Origin of the sequence: Ramlibacter henchirensis, from assembly GCF_004682015.1 — a bacterium.
Classification (GTDB): Bacteria; Pseudomonadota; Gammaproteobacteria; order Burkholderiales; family Burkholderiaceae_C; genus Ramlibacter; species Ramlibacter henchirensis.
In genome coordinates this window covers 1,078,375-1,097,968 of record NZ_SMLM01000001.1, presented here as the reverse complement: position 1 = coordinate 1,097,968, position 19,594 = coordinate 1,078,375, and the positions used below count along the sequence as shown (strand labels likewise).

The 19,594-nt window shown below is 68.6% G+C and carries 17 protein-coding genes; 4 read left to right on the top strand and 13 right to left on the bottom strand.

Going from position 1 to position 19,594, the window contains the following annotated elements:
* Positions 1-143 precede the first annotated feature (143 nt).
* Positions 144-668 carry a MarR family winged helix-turn-helix transcriptional regulator gene (locus tag EZ313_RS05420; RefSeq protein ID WP_135262173.1) on the top strand — a complete coding sequence of 175 codons (525 nt, stop codon included), beginning with the start codon at positions 144-146 and terminating at the stop codon, positions 666-668.
* An 85-nt stretch (positions 669-753) separates the two neighbouring features.
* Complete coding sequence (locus EZ313_RS05415; protein ID WP_135262172.1) at positions 754-1,359, top strand: ATP-dependent Clp protease proteolytic subunit; 606 nt, start codon at positions 754-756, stop codon at positions 1,357-1,359.
* Positions 1,360-1,377: 18 nt separating this feature from the next.
* On the opposite strand, the gene EZ313_RS05410 is transcribed toward EZ313_RS05415, so the two are convergent.
* From EZ313_RS05410 to EZ313_RS05400, 3 genes are all read right to left on the bottom strand, one after another.
* Positions 1,378-1,815, bottom strand: a complete 438-nt coding sequence (locus EZ313_RS05410; protein WP_135262171.1) for a YciI family protein — start codon at positions 1,813-1,815, stop codon at positions 1,378-1,380.
* A gap of 142 nt (positions 1,816-1,957) precedes the next feature.
* Positions 1,958-2,473 (bottom strand): hypothetical protein, encoded by a 516-nt coding sequence (locus EZ313_RS05405; protein WP_135262170.1) that lies wholly within the window; start codon positions 2,471-2,473, stop codon positions 1,958-1,960.
* A gap of 231 nt (positions 2,474-2,704) precedes the next feature.
* Positions 2,705-3,886, bottom strand: a complete 1,182-nt coding sequence (locus tag EZ313_RS05400) for an acetyl-CoA C-acetyltransferase (protein WP_135262169.1) — start codon at positions 3,884-3,886, stop codon at positions 2,705-2,707.
* A gap of 74 nt (positions 3,887-3,960) precedes the next feature.
* On the opposite strand from EZ313_RS05400, the gene EZ313_RS05395 reads away from it, so the two are divergent.
* Complete coding sequence (locus EZ313_RS05395; protein WP_135262168.1) at positions 3,961-4,629, top strand: glutathione S-transferase family protein; 669 nt, start codon at positions 3,961-3,963, stop codon at positions 4,627-4,629.
* Between the two features lie 237 nt (positions 4,630-4,866).
* Positions 4,867-5,526: an NUDIX hydrolase gene (locus tag EZ313_RS05390; RefSeq protein ID WP_135262167.1), complete on the top strand. Its 660-nt coding sequence runs from the start codon at positions 4,867-4,869 to the stop codon at positions 5,524-5,526.
* Between the two features lie 9 nt (positions 5,527-5,535).
* Here EZ313_RS05390 and EZ313_RS05385 read toward each other — a convergent pair whose 3' ends face one another.
* The 10 genes from EZ313_RS05385 to EZ313_RS05345 all read right to left on the bottom strand — a co-directional run bounded on the left by EZ313_RS05385 (position 5,536) and on the right by EZ313_RS05345 (position 19,515).
* Positions 5,536-6,021: a type IV pilin protein gene (locus EZ313_RS05385; RefSeq protein ID WP_135262166.1), complete on the bottom strand. Its 486-nt coding sequence runs from the start codon at positions 6,019-6,021 to the stop codon at positions 5,536-5,538.
* A 5-nt stretch (positions 6,022-6,026) separates the two neighbouring features.
* Complete coding sequence (locus EZ313_RS05380; RefSeq protein WP_167772516.1) at positions 6,027-9,446, bottom strand: pilus assembly protein; 3,420 nt, start codon at positions 9,444-9,446, stop codon at positions 6,027-6,029.
* Positions 9,447-9,457: 11 nt separating this feature from the next.
* A complete protein-coding gene (locus EZ313_RS23210; protein ID WP_205960337.1) occupies positions 9,458-9,991 on the bottom strand; it encodes a pilus assembly PilX family protein in 534 nt (177 codons plus the stop codon).
* A 102-nt stretch (positions 9,992-10,093) separates the two neighbouring features.
* Positions 10,094-11,065, bottom strand: coding sequence for a PilW family protein (locus tag EZ313_RS05375; protein WP_205960336.1), 972 nt, complete (start codon positions 11,063-11,065; stop codon positions 10,094-10,096).
* Positions 11,062-11,619, bottom strand: coding sequence for a type IV pilus modification protein PilV (gene pilV / locus EZ313_RS05370; protein ID WP_135262164.1), 558 nt, complete (start codon positions 11,617-11,619; stop codon positions 11,062-11,064). Before pilV ends, EZ313_RS05375 begins: the two co-directional genes overlap by 4 nt.
* Positions 11,619-12,257, bottom strand: coding sequence for a GspH/FimT family pseudopilin (locus tag EZ313_RS05365; RefSeq protein WP_276606943.1), 639 nt, complete (start codon positions 12,255-12,257; stop codon positions 11,619-11,621). Before EZ313_RS05365 ends, pilV begins: the two co-directional genes overlap by 1 nt.
* Before the next feature lie 156 nt (positions 12,258-12,413).
* Positions 12,414-13,388 carry an NAD(P)H-dependent flavin oxidoreductase gene (locus EZ313_RS05360; RefSeq protein WP_135262162.1) on the bottom strand — a complete coding sequence of 325 codons (975 nt, stop codon included), beginning with the start codon at positions 13,386-13,388 and terminating at the stop codon, positions 12,414-12,416.
* 113 nt (positions 13,389-13,501) lie between these two features.
* Complete coding sequence (locus EZ313_RS05355) at positions 13,502-14,689, bottom strand: DUF4382 domain-containing protein (protein WP_167772514.1); 1,188 nt, start codon at positions 14,687-14,689, stop codon at positions 13,502-13,504.
* Positions 14,690-14,861: 172 nt separating this feature from the next.
* Positions 14,862-17,717, bottom strand: a complete 2,856-nt coding sequence (gene fdhF / locus EZ313_RS05350; protein ID WP_167772513.1) for a formate dehydrogenase subunit alpha — start codon at positions 17,715-17,717, stop codon at positions 14,862-14,864.
* The gene (locus EZ313_RS05345) at positions 17,704-19,515 is read right to left on the bottom strand and encodes an NADH-ubiquinone oxidoreductase-F iron-sulfur binding region domain-containing protein (RefSeq protein WP_205960334.1); all 1,812 of its coding nucleotides are present in this window, start codon (positions 19,513-19,515) and stop codon (positions 17,704-17,706) included. Before EZ313_RS05345 ends, fdhF begins: the two co-directional genes overlap by 14 nt.
* Positions 19,516-19,594: the final 79 nt, after the last annotated feature.

Below are 19,594 nucleotides of genomic sequence, written 5' to 3'. Positions count from 1 at the left end.
CGCTCATTCAAATTCGATTTGGGCAAATACACTTTGCCCGGGATCGAGAGGTCCTTTGGGAAGATGAGCAGACTCATCTGTTGCGCCCCCGCTCCGCCGGGGGCGCCTTTTTTCCGGCGTGTTCGTGCAAATATGATCGCGGCATGCCCTCCTCCCGCCGGCCGCCCAGGGCGGTCCCGCCGCCGCAGCAGCCGCCCCAGCTCACCGAGTCCGCCACCCGCGTGCTGCGCCGCTTCCGGATCGTCGTCAACAGCGTGAAATCGCACTTCCGCTCGGTGGAGAAGAAGGCCGGCATCTCGGGCGCGCAGGCTTGGGCAATGAGCGTGATCCGCGACGCGCCCGGCATCGGCGTGGGCAGCCTGGCCAAGGCCATGGACATCCATCAGTCCACCGCGAGCAACCTCCTGCGGCCGCTGCTCGAACAAGGCCTCGTCGTGGCCGACCGCGCGAATGCGGACAAGCGGGCCGTGCACCTGCAGCTCACGGCGGCCGGTGTCCGGGTGCTCAAGAAGACTCCGGGCCCGTTCACCGGCGTGCTCCCCCAGGCGCTGATGGAGCTGGACGAGCGCACCCTGGCCCGGCTCGACCGGGACCTCGGCCGCCTGATCGAGGTGCTGGGTGCCGATCGCGAAGCCGGAAGCATCCCGCTCTGGGAATCGACTCGCTGAGCAGGGCCTTGCTCGGCTCCGGCGGGCCCTGCCGTGGCCGCCGGTGCATCATGTCGGCCTTGGCATCTCAAAACATTGCAGATTCATGGAAACTCCCCACGAGCACGACGAACCCGCCGCGGCGCCTTCGACCGCGGAGCCGCGCAACGCCTTCCTCGAGGAAAAGGCCTTCAAGTCCCGGACGGTGCTGCTGTTCGGTGAGGTCAGCGACCGCTCGGCGGCCGACATCGCCCGGCGCCTGATCGCGCTGGACGCCGAATCCGACAAGCCGATCGACATGCTGGTGAGCTCGCCCGGCGGCCACCTGGAATCGGGCGACGCGATCCACGACATCATCCGATTCATCGGCGCGCCGGTGAACATGATCGGAACCGGCTGGGTCGGCAGCGCCGCGACGCACCTGTACCTGGCCGTGCCCCGCGACCGGCGCTTCTGCCTGCCCAACACGCGCTTCCTGATCCACCAGCCCAGCGGTGGCGCGGGCGGGCCCGCGAGCGACATCGCGATCCACGCGCGCGAAATCATCAAGGCGCGCGAGCGCATCGCCCAGACGATCGCCCGCGAAACCGGCAAGCCGCTGGACAGCGTGCTGGCCGACATCGAGCGCGACCGCTGGCTGTCCGCCGAGGAAGCGATCGATTACGGCCTGGTGGGCCGCATCATCCAGAACAAGTCGGAACTGCGCCGCTGACAGTGCGGGGCGCGGCCCTCAGCGGCCGCCGCCCGAACCGGACAGCTGCTGGCGCAGCTGCTCTTCCTGCTCGCGCAGCTCCGGCGTGAACTCCTGGCCGAAGTCCTCGGGTTCGAAGATCCGCCGGATCTCGATCTCCGAGTCGCCCGGCATCGGGTTCGGGCAACGCTTGACCCAGTCGATCGCCTCCTCGAGCGAAGCGCACTTCCAGATCCAGAAGCCCGCCACCAGGTCGCCTGGGTTGCCTCCGAACGGCCCCTGGATCACTTCGCGCTGCGGGCCCGAAAAGCGCACCCGCGCGCCCCTGGCGGTGGGGTGCAGGCCCTCGCCGCTTTGCATGACGCCGGCGCGGACCAGCTCCTCGTTGAACCGGCCCATGGCGGCCAGCAATTCCGTGCTCGGCATCTCGCCCGCTTCGCTCTCGCGGGTGGCCTTGACCAGGACCATGAATCGCATGTCGATCTCCTTGGTTGAGGGTTGCGTGATGTTCCACCTGTACGACGATCCTGGCGGAGCGGTCTCGACAACGGCCAAGAAAAAAGCCGGGCGCGGCCCGGCTTTTTGAAGTCGCGCCCTGTGCAGGCGCGAAGTGAAGGCCTCAGGAAGAGGACTTCTTGGTGGACTTGGAATCGGACTGCTTGCTGGCCTTGGCGTCCGCCTGCGCGCGCTTGATGTCGGCGTCGGCCTTGGACTTGGCCGCCTTGGCGTCCTTCTCGCAGGCCTTCTTCTCGTCTGCCTTCATGGGCTTGCACTTCTCGCGCGCGGCCTTGTAGTCGGCGTCGGCCTGCTTCTTCATTGCCTTGGTGTCGGTGCCTGCCGAGGCGGTGGCGCCCGACGAACCGCCGGTGGACCCCGAAGCCATGCTGCCGCTGCTGCCGGAACCGCTGCTGCCGGAGCTGCCCGAAGCGCCCGCGCTGGTGCCGCCGCTCGCACCGGTGCTGCTGCTGCCGCCGGCGCCGCTGGACTTGCTGGTGCCGCCGCTCGCGCCGGCGCCGCTGGTGGCGCTGCCGCCGGAGCCCCCGGACGCACCGGTGCTGCCGCTGCTGCCCGAAGACTGGGCGATGGCCAGGCCCATGCTCAGGGCCGCGGCCAGGGCGATGAGGGTCTTGTTCATGTGAGGTCTCTCCTGTGGTTGGATGGATGGCCGAAACGTTCGGCCTATCAGTCAACGCGTTCGACCGCGGCGAGTTTGTAGGACGACGGCGAAAGTTTGGGTCGTGGCCTGACGAGCCATCGTCCGGTGCCGCCAAAAAGCATTAGCAAACGGCGTCTTGTGCAGGCGGGCATCGCATGCGGCCGTCGGAATCGGCCTACCGACTGCCCGCCACTGCTGAGCCCCGTTCGACTACCGAAGCGCCTCCACGATCGTTACGTTCGCCATGCCCCCTCCTTCGCACATGGTCTGAAGGCCCCAGCGGCCCTTGCGCTGCTGCAGCACGTTGAGCAGCGTCGTCATCAGCTTGGCGCCCGAAGCACCTAGCGGGTGCCCGAGGGCGATGGCGCCGCCGTTGACGTTCAGGCGCTCGGGATCCGCGCCGGTCACCTGCAGCCACGCGAGAGGCACGGGCGCGAAGGCTTCGTTCACCTCGAAGGCATCGATGTCGCCGATCTTCAGCCCGGCCTTGCGCAGGGCGGCTTGGGTGGCAGGGATCGGCGCTTCCAGCATCACGACGGGGTCGTGCCCCATCACCGAGAGATGGTGGATGCGCGCGAGCGGCTTGAGGTTGAAGGTCTTCACCGCCTTCTCGCTGGCCACCATGACGCCGGCCGCGCCGTCGCAGAGCTGGCTGGCGCTGGCGGCGGTGATCACGCCGTCGGCCTGCAGCAGCTTGACGCCCGCGATGGCTTCCAGGGAAGCGTCGAAGCGGATGCCCTCGTCGACCGTGTGCATCTCCTCGCTCGCGGCTTCGCCCTGCTTCCAGGCACGCACGGGCAGGATCTCGGGCCCGAACTTGCCGGCCTCGGTGGCGGCCTTGGCGCGCCGGTGGCTCTCCAGCGCGTAGGCGTCGAGCTGGTCCTTCTTCAGCCCGTACTTGCGCGCGATCATCTCGGCACCGGTGAACTGGCTGAACTCCACGCCGGGATAGCGCTGCTGCACGCGGGGGCTCATGTAGAAGCCCAGACCGTTCTTCCGCGGCAGCTCGCTGGAGGTGAACATCGGCACACGGGTCATGCTTTCGACGCCGGCGGCGATCACCAGGTCCTGCGTGCCGGACATCACCGCTTGCGCGGCGAACTGCAGGGCCTGCTGCGAGGAGCCGCACTGCCGGTCGATCGACGTGCCCGGCACCGATTCGGGCAGTTTCGAAGCGAGCACCGCGTTGCGCGCCACGTTGGTCGATTGCTCGCCGACCTGGCTCACGCAGCCCATCAGCACGTCTTCCACCGCGGCGGGGTCGACGCTGGTGCGGTCCACGAGCGCATTGAGCACCTCCGCCGCAAGGTCGGCGGGATGCCAGCCGGACAGGCGGCCGTTGCGGCGGCCGCCGGCGGTGCGGGTAGCGGCGACGATGAAGGCTTCGGGCATGGCGCTCTCCTGTTGTTCGATGGCGCGATTTTGCCGGGGGTCGTGCGGCTATGCTCGCCGCGGAGGCCCAGCCCATGATCACCCTGCACCACTGCGTCAGCGCCCGCTCCTTCCGGCCCTTGTGGACGCTGGAGGAACTCGCTGCGCCGTACGAGCTGCGGATGCTTCCCTTCCCGCCGCGCGTGCACGCGAAGGGCTACCTGCAAGAGAACCCGCTCGGCACGATCCCGCTGATGGTCGACGGCGACACGCGCATGACCGAATCGGCCGCGATCTGCCAGTACCTGTGCGTTCGGCATGCGCCCACGCCGCTGCAGGTCGACCCCGCCGAACCGGACTTCGGGGCGTGGCTCAACTACCTGCATTTCGGCGAGGCCACGCTCACCTTTCCGCAGACGCTGGTGCTGCGCTATGCGCGCTTCGAGCCCGAGGAGCGCCGCCAGCCGCAGGTGGCGCAGGACTATGCCAAGTGGTTCCTGGCTCGTCTGCGCGGTCCGGAGGCGCGGCTGGAGGGGCGCGAGTACCTGGCGGCCGGGCGCTTCACGGTGGCGGATGTTTCGGTCGGCTATGCGTTGCTGCTGGCCGGCCTGATCGGGCTTTCCGAGCAGTTTCCTGCCAACGTGCGCGCCTACTGGGAACGGCTGCAGCAACGCGACGGCTTCCGGCGCGCGATGCGGGCGCAGGAGAAGGCCGCCGGCGAGCAGGGCGTATCGCTGCTGCCCCCCACAGGCACGCCGGCCTGACGGCAAGGATGCGGGCCGGGCGCTACTCCGGCGAACGATCGTTAGGCCGTCCTTATCCGGCGCGACGCCCGCAGGCCCTTTGTCTCGCCCTGCGCTTGTCGGGGAGGCTGCGCCGCCGCCGGCTTCGGTGCGTGTCTGCTTTCCACGCCGCCGCATCCGCTTCGATTGTGGCAAGCGCGCACCGCTGGGCTGCCTCCAGCCTCATCGAGCCGGCGGGCTGGGGGAAAATCAACCCAGATGCAGTTGGACGATTCCCTGCGGGAGACGGTGCGAACCCGTCTGCGCACTTTCGAAGCGCGGCGCGCGCCGCCGTCATCGCACCACGCGGCGGCGGTGGTGGTGGCCCTGGTCGAGGAAGGCCTGGGCGCGGTGATCGACGGCCTTTCCGCCCCGACGCGGTGGAGCCGCGAAGCCGCCCTGCTGCTCACGCGGCGCGCCGCGAACATGAACCGCCACTCGGGCCAGTGGGCGCTGCCCGGCGGTCGCATCGATGACGGCGAATCACCCGAGGACGCGGCCTTGCGCGAACTGCACGAGGAGGTCGGCCTTCGGCTGGAGCCCGCCGAGGTGCTGGGCCGGCTCGACGACTACGTCACGCGCTCGGGGTTCGTCATCACACCGGTGGTGGTGTGGGCGGGCACGGCCGCGGAACTGACGCCGAATCCGGCCGAGGTCGCGAGCATCCATCGCATCCGCGTGCGCGAGTTCATGCGCGAGGACGCGCCGCTGCTCGAACCTTCAGAGGAAGCGGGCCGGCAGATCCTGCGCATGCCGGTCGGCCGCCAGTGGATCGCCGCTCCGACGGCCGCGGTGATCTACCAGTTTCGCGAGGTGTGCATCGCGGGGCGCGCGACGCGGGTGGCGCATTTCGACCAGCCGGTGTTCGCGCGGCGCTGAGGCGGCGCGCTACTTCCAGCAGCTGTCGCGCAGGGCCACTGTGCCGGCGACCCCCGCCACCTCCACGCCCCGCACACCGCGCGCGTTGATGATGAATGCGCCGCACTTGTCGTTCGCCATCGGGCCGCCGGACACCGGCACCATGCGGACTTCATAGGTGCGTGCCGACAACGCGCCAGGTGGGATTTCGAGCGTATAGATGGGTGCGCCGTCCGGAGGCGACTGGCGCAAGGCGGCGGGTACCTGGCCGTAGACCGCGCTGCCCGCCCGGTCCTGCTGGTAAGTGTCATTGGCGGAGTGGAACCGCTGCATGAACTGCGCGACTTGCAACAGCTGGGTGCGTGCCTCGGCCCGCCGCGAGCGCGCCACGTGCTCGGTGTAGTTGGGCAGCGCGATCACGGCCAGAAGCGCGATCACCGCAAGCACGACGAGCGCTTCGATCAGGGTGAAGCCGCGACGGCGGCCCGGAAGGCGGAAGGCGACCTTGTGTGTCATGACGGTCACCGCATGTGGAGTTGCCGCCAGCTGCGCGACTTGATGCCGGTGGCCGGGGGAACCGGACACGAGGATGCGCCCAGCTGGCCGCACTGCAGCCGGATCTGCGTGCAGACGGATTGCGCGGTTTCGATGCACAACCGGGTGCCGCTCGCCGTCGCCTGCAGCGTGATCGGCGTGGGCCGGCCGTCCACCACGTCGCGGTAGCCGCCCACCACCACGTCGGCGTCGTTGATCAGGCCGTCGTTGTTCGTGTCCAGCGTGGCGATCGTCGGGCCCGAGCCGGTGACACCGTCGATGATGTAGACCCAGCCGGAACCGCTGCCGGTGGCGACACAGACGTCCGGCGGCGCCGCGCTTTCAGGCGAGATCGTGCTGGCCAGCAGGAAGGTGCCCGCCAGCGGCTCCAGTGGATGGATCACCCGTTGGCCGGCGTTGGGCAGGTCCAGGTACCAGCCGCGAAGGCCGATCCCCGCGCCGTCGCCCCACGCCACGGCGCCGGAGGAGACGGTGAAGTACTGCGCCTGCCCGATGTTCGTCGTAGCGATCGTGCGCAAGACGAGGCGGCCGGTTCCGCTGAGCGCCGCACCCGGCGGCGTGCTGGCCGCGCCGAACGGCTGGGCGTCCCAGATGCCGTACAGGCGCTGCGGGTTGTAAGGCGGCGCAGCGTCGCCGGTTTCGAAGAACTTGCCGGTCCCGAAGACAACCACGTGACCCCGATCAGGGTGCGGCACCACCGTCGGCGGGGCGGTGATCGGCTGTCCGCTGCCCGCGGTGTAGAGCGGAACGCCACCGAGCCCGACCCGCCAGTCGGCGGGATCGCCGGTCAGGTCCAGTTTCCACAGGTTGCCCAGGAGATCGCCCGCATAGCCGCCCACGACGCGGCGGTTGCCGTCGAAAACCAGCCGCACCCCACCCATGCCGTTTCCCGGGCCGGTGTGCGGAGTGAGCTCCCTCAGCAGCTGTCCGGTGTGAAGGTCGACGACGAAGAACCCTGCGTTGCCGCTTGCGCTGCCGAATCCGTTGCCGAAGACCGCGATCCAGCGTCCGTTGACGGTGACGCCCGTCTGAACGTCGCTCAGGACATGCCCGAGGTTGGAGAAGCCGGGCGTTGCATCGCTGACCTCCCACAGGACGTTGCCGGGTTGCATGTTGTTGGAGTCGGTCACGTCCAACGCATAGACCGCCCTGGCGCCGGCGCCTGTGGAGCCCAGGAGCAGGTTGCGCCAGTAGCCTCCCAGGTAAGCGTCGGTCTCGGTCTGCGGGCCATCGACGAAGTAGCGATGCCGGAACGCAGGACGGGGCTCCGCCAGCCTGTGCAGATTCGGCCACACCGCCTTCGGCACGTAGGCGAACGTCTCCACGCCATCACTGTCCCGGAAGGCGTGCAGCATCCCGTCGTTCGCGCCGACGAACAGCACGCCCGGCCGGGCCATTTTGGTGGCGATGAAATCCCGGTAGTTGCCCAGCCCCAGGGTGTCGTAGCGCAGGTCCACGTTGTCACGCACGTACACCGGGTTCGCATTGACGATGTCGCCCAGCCGCGCGGTCCTGTCGCGCATCGTTCCGCCCTTGCGGATTTCAAGGCTCGAGTCGCCGCGGATGTAGTCGACCAGACTCGCTGTCAAACCAGTGGCAGCCGCATTGAAGTAGATGCCGGAGCTGCCGCTCCAGGTGGCGATGTTGCGAGCGTCGTGTGCGGGGATGGTGCTGATCGGGTCCCCGTTGACGTCGGTGCCGCGTTCGACTTCCCAATGAACCAGGCGCGGATTCCGCTCGTTGCCGGTCGAGGCGTCCAGTTCTACCGCGGACAATCTGCCGGTCCAGAGGCCCGGAACGTACTCCGGTTTGTACTTGCGAGTTCCATTGCGCAGGAAGATCGCCGACACCGCCACGCCGGACTGCGTCTGGGGCGTGCCGGCCACGCTCGTAAGGATGCGCGTGATCGCATCAGTCAGTTCCTGGGCGTTCCTTGCGTTGATCAGCTCCCCTCGGCCGTTGATGGTCGCGTGCCAGGTGTCGTCGATGGTGGTGGGTGTATTCGAGACCGGGTTTGGCCAGCTCCGGGCGCCGGAATACAGTTCCGAGGTCACGGTCGCCGTTCTTGGCAGCGTGCCCAGCAGCCCGAGCGTCACGGCATAGAACGACGAGTTCTGCCAGGTCGAGGGATTCAGCCCGGCGGCCGTCTGCACCGTCGGCACCCGGTTCGGCAGGTCCGGCCGCAGGTCGGTTCCCCAGTAGTACATCGCGATGTCGGCGAGCGTGTTGGAGTGCGAATCCCTGTAAGGAGCAACCGGGGCCTGCGTGTACGGCGGTCCGACCTCCGCAGGGATGCTGATCGCGGTGTCGTCGAAGTTCTGGAAATTGGTCGGCCCGCCGATGTTCCAGTACCCATCGGTGACCAGCAAGGTGAAGGAGCGGCGGCAGCTGGCGTGGCTCGCCGGCGGCTCCAGCGCGCCCGGGCCGGTCGCACCGCCTGGCGGGCTTGCGACGGTGAGTGAAGCGGGATTCGGCGTCGTCGCCCAAGGGCCGTCGCTGTCCGCGCGGCGGTAGTAGTTCCCGGCTCTCGCAACCGCCCACTTGTTCGGCGTCCCGTCCGAGTAGGTTCGGCTGTACAGCCAGTTCAGAAAGCGATCCTTGCCGCCGCCCGACCCGTTGCCGAAGCTGGAGACGCCGGCGGAAAGCGTGCCGTCGTTGTAAAGCTGCCAGATCGTGGCCCAGCCCAACCGGATGGAGTCCCCCACCACCGGCTGCAAGGCAAGACCGAGCGCCGTTTCGGCCATCTTCGCGCGGTCCTGGTACCACTTCCTCCACCTCATGTAGTTGGCGCGTTCCTCGTGCGGGGTGCACGCATCCGCATGCGTGACGCAATCGGTCCGGTTCACGAATTTCGGCAGGCGCACCGTCGACGGCATGATGCGAATGTCGATGTTGGGAGGATAGGCCGCGGTGCTGCCCGGCACCACGCTGGCGGGCGCCACCAGATGCGGCTGATAGGGGTTGTAGTAGTTGGCGAGGGTGTCGCCGCCGGCGCTGTACGGCTGTCCGGGATTGATGCGGAAATAGACGTCCCACCTGTTGTGCGTCGAGCCCGTGCCCGGGATGTCCTCCGCCAATGGCGTGCCGTCGTACGCGACGCGCGGGTAGTAGCGCACCCGCGGGTCGTAGTACAGCTTGTTGACGTCCGGAGAAGTTGCGCCGTAGGTACTTCCGGGTCCTGTCGGCCCCGTGCTGCTTGGATTGCCGTATTCGTAGATCGAAGCGATATCCATCGAGCCCGAGGTGTCCAGGACGAGCATCAGGTTTGGAGCCACCGAATTGAGCCGGTTGAGCAGCGGCTCCTGCGCGATCTGGGAGACGGCCCAAGGCGTCGCGCCGGCCAGCACGCCAGCCAGGAGCACGCGCACTCTCCACTTCCAGTCCATGGTTCGTCCTCCTACTGAAGTTCGATATGCGATTGCAGCCAAACCTCGCTCCCGTCGGGCCGGCTGCGGTCGACGTCGGCGGCGGGAACGTCGGGGCCGAACCCACGGGCCGTGACGACAAATACCTTCGTCGAAGACATTGCACCGCTGGGAAGCCGCGTCGGAAGGGGCACGACCATGCATTCCGGGGGGCGCCGGTAGGTGGCGGCCAGGCCCGCCTGGTTCACGCGATCGAGCGGCACGACGAACGCGAGCGAATCCGGCTTGTCCCACTCCGTCGGCGTCTGCCAGATGGGGCTGTCGTCGGGAAGGATGCTGTCTACGGTCAAGGTGGTTGGGTAGTTCGTGGTCGACCCCGCCAACTGGGCCATGACCTCGGCCAGCGAGGCTTCGCAGTGACGCAATGCCAGGTCCGCGGCTTGGGTGGCGAGTTCGGTCAGGCGGACGTTATTGGAAACGGCTTCTGCGGAAGCGGCGTTCCTCGTGCTGTAGGCCGCGAGGATGGAGACGATCGCCAGCATGACGATGGCAACGATCAGCACCACGCCGCGCTGGGGGGCGCGATGGAGGGCTGTTCCAGCCGGGGGCCGGCGGCCTGTCGCGGGTTGGCGCTCTGCTCTGGTTTGCATGGGAATGGCTGGCGACGATCAGCGCCGGTTGCGGAGGACCACGGTGGTGGAGTAGGTGCGCCGCAGGCGGGCATCCGGCGGACTGTTCTCCACGCTGCCGTCGCACTTGAGAAAACGGGCGGAGCCCTCGCCGCCAACCACCGGCCTGTCGCTGCGGACCACGACACAGACGCGTACCGCGGCCACCCTGCCCCAGCGCGCGGCTTCGTCCAATGGGTCAAGGGCGGTGTGATTGACGACGCCCGACGCGTTGAGATAGCCCGCGATGTTGGCGGTATCCATCGGCGCCGCCGCCGGGACGGTGCCGAACGTCAGGTGAAGGTCTTCCACATTCTCGACCAGCGGACCGGGCGTGCTCGATGCGCCGTTGCCCTTGCAGTAGAGGCTTGGGGCGGCATCCGGGCCGGGAGAGTCGATGTAGAAGCGGTTTTCCGCCACGTGGAAGGTGACGGTTTGCGTCGTGGCGTTCGGCCCCGGTGGTACCACCACGGGCAGGTCCGCGTTGATCACATCCAGAGGTTTTCCCAGGCAATCCGTCGGTGCCCCGCCGGGCGGCAGCGCCACCGTGTTGAAGCGGTCGGCCTCGTAGGTCACGGCGATCGAGTCCGGCGCAGCCACGCCGCCCGCGTCGCAGACCAGGTCCTGCGCCGTGGCGGCAGTGCCGACGTTGTCGAACTTGCGGTCGCATCCCCGGACGGCGTAGGACGAGGGGCCATACACCGGGTTGCGTTTTGACGGCTGAACACGCCAGGGCCGATCCGGGTTGTTGCCGGCCATGCGCAGGTTGGCACTGATGACCGCGAGCGCGGCGCGGCCGTCTTCGTCCATCCGCGCCTGCGCCTCGGTCATTCGCGCTGCCTCCGACATGCCCAGGTAGGCGGCGATGGTGGCTGCCACGATGAGCACGCCCAGGGACAAGGCCACCAGCAGTTCCAGCAAGGTCAGCCCCAGCGAAGCACGGCGGGCGGAGGACCGCACGTGCGAGATCACGGCGTGAACCTCAGATAGATGCAGCGCGGCCTAGGGTTGGTGTAGTTCGAGATCACCGACCCCGGGCAGTTGTCGCTGGATGCCGGATCGAGGAGCGAACGCGTGTCCGGCTCCTGCCACATGATCCACAGGCTGCCCATCGAATTCCCGTTGCAGGGCATGGGATCGCAGACCGTCATCACGCCGCCCGCGGGCAAGGCCTGCCGCACCGCCCGCTTGGTCGCGGCATCGTCCATCAGCGCCAGCGAGTCCACCGTGCAATTCGGGAACTCGCACGGCACCGCGCTGATTTCGTTGAAGCTGCCGTCGTAGCTGGAAGTGGTGGCGTAGTGACCACCGGCGAAGCCCTGCCGGTTGGCGCGGATCTTCTCGACGTGGCCGGACGCCAGGATGGCGGCCGTGGCGCGGTAGCCGGACAGCTTGGGCATCTGGACGGCGAAGGCCATCAGGCTACTCAGGCTGAGCATGCCGAACGCCAGCACCAGCAGCGAGACCAGCACTTCGATCAGCGTCGCACCGGTCTGCTGGCGCTTGCTCGGGTCGCGACTGTCCATCAGTCCCCCGGTCCGCAGGACGCGCCGCCATCGCCGGCGATCCGCGCGCGTCCGCCGGGCGCCACGCACACGATCCGCCGGATGTCAGCGGGAAGGTTGGCGCTGCCGAAGCGCAGGCTGGAGAACGAACCCGGGACGAGCAGGCGCCCGGTCGCGGCGAAGCGGAAGACCGTCGGCGTGCCGTCGGCAGCGATGCTGTCGATACCGGCCGGTCGGGCCTGCACGCGCAGTACCTGTTCGTCCGCGTCGCGCGCGCCGTCTCCATCGAGGTCGTGGAACACGATCCATCCAGTGACCCAATCCGCCGGCGCGCCCCCGGCACAGGCCGTAGCGGGAGATTCGGGGTCGTCGCTGCGGCACAGGACCACGCCGCCGCCCCGGCGGATGCCTTCGCTGCGCGCGAACCGCATGTCCGCCATGAACTGGTTGACGCCGCTTGAGATCGCCGCGGCGCTGCTCAGGCGGGCGAATGATGGTGCGGCCAGGCTGATGATGATCGCCAGCAGGACCAGCACCACGAGCAGTTCCACCATCGTGAATCCGCGGGCCGGCTGGCGAAGCGGGCGCGCATACCTGCTGTCCGGCGCATTGGCAAGCGCCGAAAGGAGTCCGCCCGTTCGAGTGCTGCGCTTCCTCATCAATTGCAGTGTCTTTTGCTCCGTTCTTCGCGTAGAACGACCAAAGTCACTGCGTTCTGAGGGCCGTCTCTCAGCCCACTTCAGTGGCAGGTTGGATAGGCGCAATCAGCGGTGAGCGCCCGGGCCAGCGCGGACTCGACCCGCGCGGGCAATGGGTCAGACGACCATGCCGGTCAGCCGCTTCGTCACGATCGCCCGCGCCTCGCTCATGATCCGCTCGATCAGTTCCGCGCAGGTCGGCACGTCGCGCACCAGCCCCGCCACCATGCCGCACGACCAGACGCCGGCGTCCATGTCTCCCTGCAGCATGATCTTCGGATAGACGCCCGCCACCTCCTCGATGATGTCGTTGAAGGTGACCGCGGAGCCGAGGTTCTTCTCTTTTTCCAGCAAGCGGTCGGTGGCCGCGTTCTTCAGCACCCGCTCGGTATTTCGCAGCGGCCGCATCACCAGACGCGTATCCAGCTCCGTCGCGGCCACGATGGCGTCCTTCACGTTCTGGTGCACCGGCGCTTCCCGGGTCGCGATGAAGCGCGTGCCCATGTTCATGCCGTCGGCACCCAGGGCCAGCGCCGCGACCAGAGATCGGCCATCCGCCATTCCGCCGGAAGCGACGAAGGGAACCTTCAGCTCCTCGGCCGCGCGCGGCAGCAGGATGAAGTTGGGCACGTCGTCCTCGCCCGGGTGGCCCCCGCATTCGAAGCCATCGACGCTCACCGCGTCGCAGCCGATCGATTCGGCCTTGAGCGCGTGGCGCACCGAGGTGCACTTGTGGATGACCTTGATGCCGGCTTCCTTGAGCTGCGGCAGCCACTTCTGCGGGTTGTTGCCGGCCGTCTCCACGATCTTGACGCCGCCGTCGACGATGGCTTTGACGTAGCCGGGATAGTCCGGTGCCTTCAGCGCCGGCAGGAAGGTGAGGTTCACGCCGAAGGGCTTGTCCGTCATGGCCTTGCAACGCGCGATCTCGCGCGCCAGGTCCTCGGGCGTGCGCTGCGTCAGGCCGGTGATGATGCCCAGTCCGCCCGCGTTCGACACGGCCGCCGCCAGTTCGGCGAAGCCCACGTAATGCATGCCGCCCTGGATGATCGGGTAGCGGATGCCGAACAGCTCGGTGATCCTCGTCTTCATCTGCACTCCTTCGGCGGCGATCACAGGCGATGCCGCGGCCCAATGTAGCAAAGCGCCGCCGCGCAGGCTTGTCACCTGCGCGGCGGCGCTTTTTTTCAAGCCTTGAGGGCGCGTTACGGGGCGAAGCTGAAGTCGACCACCTGGTTCGCAGTCGACACATCCGCGTCCCGGCCGACTTCCGTCCGGTTCGGCGCCGTCGCCAGCAAGCGGTAGCGGCCGGCCACCGCGTTGTCCGCTGCGAAGCTGAGCGCACCGGTGGCGGCGTAAGCCGCCTTGACCGGCGCCGCCGCAGGCAGGCGCAGCGTGTAGGTGGCGCTCACCGCGTCCACCGGCGTGACGCCTACTTCGATGGTCGGGCCGCCCGCCAGCGCCTGTGTCGCACGGACTTCCGCGTCGATCACGAGCGTGGTCGTGCCGCTGCCCACCGAGGCGGTGCCGGTCACGTCGCGCAGGGTCGTGGCGACCGGCGGCAGGATCGCCGTGGCCGTTCCATTGACCAGCGTCGTCGTGGCCGTCACGGGCACGCTGCTGACGACGGCGGTGCTGCGGCCTTCCGAAGCGATGACCACGTCGTAGTTGCCGGCCGGCAGGAATGGCAGCACGAACTTGCCGGTGGCATCCGGCACCGTGGAGCGCAGCACGACGCCGTTCTGCTGGGCCGACACGCGCGTCCCGCTCATCGCGAGCGTGGTCGACACGTAGCCCTGGATGCCGGCGTACTTGCGCTCGGCCACGCGCAGGACGGGCTTGAGGTTGTAGTCACCGGACGTGCCGGCCTTGACGATCGATCGGCAGGCGTCGAAGTCCAGCACCAGATCGGCCAAGCCGTCGGCGGCCACTTCGAACTTGGTCTTGAGCTTCAGTCCGCTTTGCTGCGCGCTCGGCGTGCGCAGGGGCACCGCCGAGGAGGCGCCGGTGAGTTGGACGGCGTTGGCAAGCGGCGTGTTGCCGCGGTTCTCGGCGAGCACCAGGCGCACCTGGTTGTACGTGCCGGCCGGCAGCGAGGTCTGGCCCAGCTCCTCGAGCACGCCGTTCGTGAGCTCCAGCAGGTCGAGGCGCTTGGGCTGCGACAGGACGATCTCCCGCCAGCCGCCCTCGCCTTCGCCCGCGCCGTCGCTCTGGTGCACTCGCACCCGCTCGACGGTGACGTAGACATGGTCATATCCGCAGCTCGGCGCGTCCGTGAGCGCCATGCGCAGCGTACCCTGCGGCGCATCGCCACCACCACCGCCGCCGCAGGCGGCCAGCAGCAAGCTTGCCGCGACGGTCGCGGCCCTGGTGAGCGGATTCCAGTTCTTCATTCGCATCGTCCTCCTTGTTTTCAGGAGACGCGATGCTCAGCCGTGGGCGGCCTTCGAACTGTTCAGGCTCGTAACAAAAGCGGCCGAACCGGCCCGCAGCGTGCTGTCTTTCACGAAGCGGGCATGTTCGATTCGACAAGTCCCAGCGCCCTGTTGTGCGCCGGAAACACGTTCAAGCTGCCGGAACCGGAGCGGCACCCGTCCCGTAGCCAGCAGGCGGGCGCGGCTTTCCACCCGGCAGCACCTGCACCGCGCAGTACTTGAACTCCGGAATCTTGCCGAACGGGTCAAGTGCCGGATTCGTCATCAGGTTGGCCGCCGCTTCGTAGTAAGCGAAAGGAATGAACACCGCTCCCCCCGGCGTGCCGTCGTCCCGCCGCACGTGCAGCGCGACCTCGCCACGGCGCGATCGGACGGTGACGACGTCGCCGGGCGCGAGCCCCAGCGCGCGCAGATCCTCGCCGTTCATGGACGCGGTTGCCATCGGCTCGATTGCATCCAGCACCGCGGCGCGCCGCGTCATGCTGCCGGTGTGCCAGTGTTCCAGCTGGCGGCCGGTGATCAGGACGAACGGGAACTCGGCATCCGGCCGTTCGGCCGCCGGGATGATGTCGGCGGGCACCAGCTTCACGCGGCCATCTGGCGTCGGGAAGCTGTCGGTGAAGACGATCGGCTGCCCGGGATCATCCTCGCTCAGGCACGGGTAGGTGACGCTGGATTCGCGCTCGAGCCGCTCCCAGGAAATGCCGGCGATGACCGCGTGCATGGCCTGCCGCATCTCCTCGTACACCGCGGCCACGCCGCTCTCCTCGCCTTCGTAGCGCCAGTCGAGGTCCATTCGCTGCGCGATCTGCTGGATGATCCACAGGTCCGGCTTCGCGTCGCCCGGCGGGTCGAGCGCGCGGCGGCCCAGCTGCACCATGCGGTCGGTGTTGCTCACGGTGCCGGTCTTCTCGGGCCAGGCCGAGGCGGGCAGCACCACGTCGGCGAGCCAGGCAGTCTCGGTCATGAAGATGTCCTGCACGACCAGGTGCTGCAGGCTCGCGAGCGCCTCGCGAGCGTGGTGCAGGTCGGGGTCGCTCATCGCCGGGTTCTCGCCCATCACGTACATGCCGCGGATCTTGTGCGGGTCGGCCTCTTCGGCGAGGACCTTGTCCATGATCTCCACGACGGTGTAGCCGGGCTTGTCGTCCAGCGGCGTGCCCCAGAAGTCCTCGAACCAGGCCCGCACACGCGCGTCGTCCACGCGCTGGTAGTTCGGCAGCATCATCGGGATCAGGCCGGCATCGCTGGCGCCTTGCACGTTGTTCTGCCCGCGCAGCGGATGCAGGCCGCTGCCGGGCTTGCCGATCTGGCCGCTGACGCTGGCCAGCGCGATGAGGCAGCGCGCGTTGTCCGTGCCGTGCACGTGCTGGCTCACGCCCATGCCCCACAGGATCATGGCGGCCTTGGCTTTCGCGAACTCGCGGGCGACCTCGCGCAAGAGCGGCGCCGGCACGCCGCAGATGGGCGCCATCGCCTCGGGGCTGTAGCCGCGCACGTTGTCGCGCAGCGCCTCGAAGTTGCTCGCCCGCTCGCGCACGAAGGCTTCGTCCGCCAGGCCCTCTTCGATGATGGTGTGGATCAACGCATTGAGCACCGCCACGTCGGTGTCCGGCTTGAACTGCATCACGCGCCAGGCGTGGCGGCCGAGATCTGTCACGCGCGGGTCGGCCAGCACGATCTTCGTGCCGCGCTTGGCCGCGTTCTTCATCCAGGTCGCCGCGACGGGATGGTTGCCCGTGGGGTTGGAGCCGATCACCAGGATCAGTTCGGCCTGTCCTACATCGTTGACCTGGTTGCTCACCGCGCCCGAGCCCACGCCTTCCAGCAGCGCGGCGACGCTCGACGCGTGGCACAAACGCGTGCAGTGGTCGACGTTGTTGCTGCCGAAGCCGGTACGCACCAGCTTCTGGAACAGGTACGCCTCCTCGTTGCTGCCCTTGGCCGATCCGAAGCCCGCCAGCGCCTTGTTCCCGTGGGTGTCGCGCAGCCGCTTCAGGCCGCCGGCCGCCAGTTCCAGTGCTTCGTCCCAGGTCGCTTCACGGAACACTTCGCGCCAGTTCGCAGGATCGGGCGTTTGCGCCGGGTCCTTGGGCACGCCGGGCTTGCGGACGAGCGGCCGCGTGAGGCGCTGGTCGTGGTGGACGTAGTCGAAGCCGAAGCGGCCCTTGACGCACAGGCGACCGTGGTTGGCCGGGCCGTCTCGTCCGTCGACACTGACGATCTTCTCGTCGCGGACGTTGTAGGTGACGAGGCACCCCACACCACAGAACGGGCAGACCGAATCGACCTTGCGATCCACCACCTGCGAGCCCACCATGGTCTTGGGCATGAGCGCGCCGGTCGGGCACGCCTGCACGCATTCGCCGCACGCCACACAGGTGCTGTCGCCCATCGGGTCGTCGAGGTCGAACACGACCGTGCTCGCCAGGCCGCGACCGGCATAGCCGATCACGTCGTTGACCTGTTCCTCGCGGCAGGCGCGCACGCAGCGCTTGCACTGGATGCAGGCGTCGAGGTTGACGGCCATCGCCGGGTGCGACAGGTCGGGCAGCGGCTGCTCGCGGCGCAACGCCACGAGTTCGGGTCGCGCAGCGACGGCCAGGCGCTGGGCCCATGAGGTCAACTCGCCATGCTGGCCGGTGAGCCCCTTCGCGTCGTTCCACTTGTAGCCGCGCTCCGGCAGATCGGCCAGCAGCATCTCCACGACCATGCGCTGGCTCTTTCGCGCCCGTTCGCTCGCGGCCTGCACTTCCATGCCGGGTGTGACGGCGCGGCAGCAACTCGGCGCGAGGACGCGTTCGCCGCCGACCTCCACGACGCATGCGCGGCAATTGCCGTCAGGCCGCAGACCGTCCTGGTAGCAGAGGTGCGGAATGTCGACGCCGACGCGGCGGGCGGCCTGCAGGATGGTCTCGCCCTGCAGGGCCTGTACCTTCACGCCGTCGAGCGTGAACTCCACCAGGGGCAAGTCAGGAGATTTCATGCGGGAAGTACTTCTGGACGCAGCGGATCGGGTTGGGCGCGGCCTGGCCAAGACCGCAGATCGAAGCATCGGCCATCACCTGCGCAAGGTCTTCCAGCGTCTCGCCGTCCCAGGCCGGCGCTTCCATGAGCGCCGCGGCCTTGGCGGTGCCGACGCGGCAGGGCGTGCACTGGCCGCAGCTCTCGTGTTCGAAGAAGCGCATCACGTTCAGCGCCGCATCGCGCGCGCGGTCGCGGTGACCCAGCACGATGACCGCGGCCGAACCGATGAAGCAGCCGTGCGGCTGCAGCGTGTCGAAATCCAGCGGCACGTCGGCGAGCGACGCGGGCAGGATCCCGCCCGAAGCGCCGCCGGGCAGGTAGGCATAGAGTTCGTGGTCCTCCTGCATGCCGCCGCAGTACTCGTCGACCAGCTCGCGCAACGTGATGCCCGCCGGCGCCAGCTTCACGCCGGGCTCCTTCACGCGCCCGCTGACGCTGAACGAGCGCAGCCCGGTGCGGCCATGCCGCCCGAACGAGGAGAACCACTGCGGCCCGCGCTCGACGATGTCGCGCACCCAGTAGAGCGTCTCGAAGTTGTGCTCCAGCGTGGGCCGCCCGAACAGGCCGACTTGCGCGATGTAGGGCGGGCGCATGCGCGGCTCGCCGCGCTTGCCCTCTATGCTTTCGATCATCGCGGACTCTTCGCCGCAGATGTACGCGCCCGCGCCGCGGCGCAGCTCGATGCGTGGCAGCGGGCACGGCGGATCGGCCGCCAGGCGCGCCAGCTCCCGCTCGAGCAGCGCACGGGCATCGTGGTACTCGTCGCGCAGGTAGATGTAGACGGCCTCGGTGCCCACCACCTGGGCCGCGATCAGCATGCCTTCCAGGAAGCGGTGCGGATCGCGCTCGAGGTAGGTGCGGTCCTTGAAGGTGCCGGGCTCGCCTTCGTCGATGTTGACCGCGAAGAGGCGCGGCGCCGCCTGCTCGCGCACGATGCGCCACTTGCGCCCGGCTGGAAAGCCCGCCCCGCCCAGGCCGCGCAGGCCCGAATCCTCCATCGCCTTGAGCACGGCTTCCGGATCGACACGACCCGCCGCCAATCCGGCGGCCAACGAATAGCCGCCGCCGGCGCGGTAGGCGTCGTAGTCCGTGCAGGGGGGCACGGCGCGTACCTGCTCGCGCGGCGGCGACACGCTGCGCTGCGCGAAGGCTGCGGGATTGAACTCCGCGACTTCCGTGCCGGCGCGCGCGACGACTCCACTGCCGCTGCGCACCGCAGCAGCGACCTTCTCCGGCGTGGCCGCAGGCACCGCCGCCTGGTGAACGGCCACCGCCGGCGCCTGTTCGCAGCGGCCGATGCACGGGGCTGAAATGACGCGCACGTCCTTGCCGAGCAGCGCCGGCAACCGGTCCAGCAAGTCCTTTGCTCCAGCCATTTCGCAGGGCAGCCCGTCGCAGACGCGGACGGTGAGCGCCGGCACGGCCGCGTCCGGCGGCACCACCTCGAAGTGGTGATAGAAGGTCGCGACCTCGTACACCTCGGCCATCGGGATGTTCATCTCGCGCGACAGCGCCACGAGGTGCGGCTCGCGCAAGGCGCCGTAGCGGTCGTTCAGGAGGTGCAGGTGCTCGATCAGCAGGTCGCGGGGGTAGCCTTCGGGCGGACGGGCGCCGATGCAGTCACGCACCTCGCGCAACGGGTCGTCGTCGGGCTGGCGCCCCTTGAGCTTGCCGTGGCGGCGCAGCCGGTGGCGCAACTGTTCTTCGGTGGCCAGCGGGACCGCCGGCGGGTCCGGTCGGGTCGGAATGGAATTCATCGACCCGGATTGTCGCCGCAGACGAAGCCACCCCTGCCGTATTGCACATCGAAGGCCACGGGGCGCAACAGCCATTCAC

What these genes read in the sequence shown, in the direction of transcription:
- EZ313_RS05420 (WP_135262173.1), top strand. Translation starts at nt 144, where the DNA reads ATGCCCTCCTCCCGCCGGCCGCCCAGGGCGGTCCCGCCGCCGCAGCAG.
- EZ313_RS05415 (WP_135262172.1), top strand. Translation starts at nt 754, where the DNA reads ATGGAAACTCCCCACGAGCACGACGAACCCGCCGCGGCGCCTTCGACC.
- EZ313_RS05410 (WP_135262171.1), bottom strand. Translation starts at nt 1,815, where the DNA reads ATGCGATTCATGGTCCTGGTCAAGGCCACCCGCGAGAGCGAAGCGGGC.
- EZ313_RS05405 (WP_135262170.1), bottom strand. Translation starts at nt 2,473, where the DNA reads ATGAACAAGACCCTCATCGCCCTGGCCGCGGCCCTGAGCATGGGCCTG.
- EZ313_RS05400 (WP_135262169.1), bottom strand. Translation starts at nt 3,886, where the DNA reads ATGCCCGAAGCCTTCATCGTCGCCGCTACCCGCACCGCCGGCGGCCGC.
- EZ313_RS05395 (WP_135262168.1), top strand. Translation starts at nt 3,961, where the DNA reads ATGATCACCCTGCACCACTGCGTCAGCGCCCGCTCCTTCCGGCCCTTG.
- EZ313_RS05390 (WP_135262167.1), top strand. Translation starts at nt 4,867, where the DNA reads ATGCAGTTGGACGATTCCCTGCGGGAGACGGTGCGAACCCGTCTGCGC.
- EZ313_RS05385 (WP_135262166.1), bottom strand. Translation starts at nt 6,021, where the DNA reads ATGACACACAAGGTCGCCTTCCGCCTTCCGGGCCGCCGTCGCGGCTTC.
- EZ313_RS05380 (WP_167772516.1), bottom strand. Translation starts at nt 9,446, where the DNA reads ATGGACTGGAAGTGGAGAGTGCGCGTGCTCCTGGCTGGCGTGCTGGCC.
- pilV (WP_135262164.1), bottom strand. Translation starts at nt 11,619, where the DNA reads ATGGACAGTCGCGACCCGAGCAAGCGCCAGCAGACCGGTGCGACGCTG.
- EZ313_RS05365 (WP_276606943.1), bottom strand. Translation starts at nt 12,257, where the DNA reads ATGAGGAAGCGCAGCACTCGAACGGGCGGACTCCTTTCGGCGCTTGCC.
- EZ313_RS05360 (WP_135262162.1), bottom strand. Translation starts at nt 13,388, where the DNA reads ATGAAGACGAGGATCACCGAGCTGTTCGGCATCCGCTACCCGATCATC.
- EZ313_RS05355 (WP_167772514.1), bottom strand. Translation starts at nt 14,689, where the DNA reads ATGAAGAACTGGAATCCGCTCACCAGGGCCGCGACCGTCGCGGCAAGC.
- fdhF (WP_167772513.1), bottom strand. Translation starts at nt 17,717, where the DNA reads ATGAAATCTCCTGACTTGCCCCTGGTGGAGTTCACGCTCGACGGCGTG.
- EZ313_RS05345 (WP_205960334.1), bottom strand. Translation starts at nt 19,515, where the DNA reads ATGAATTCCATTCCGACCCGACCGGACCCGCCGGCGGTCCCGCTGGCC.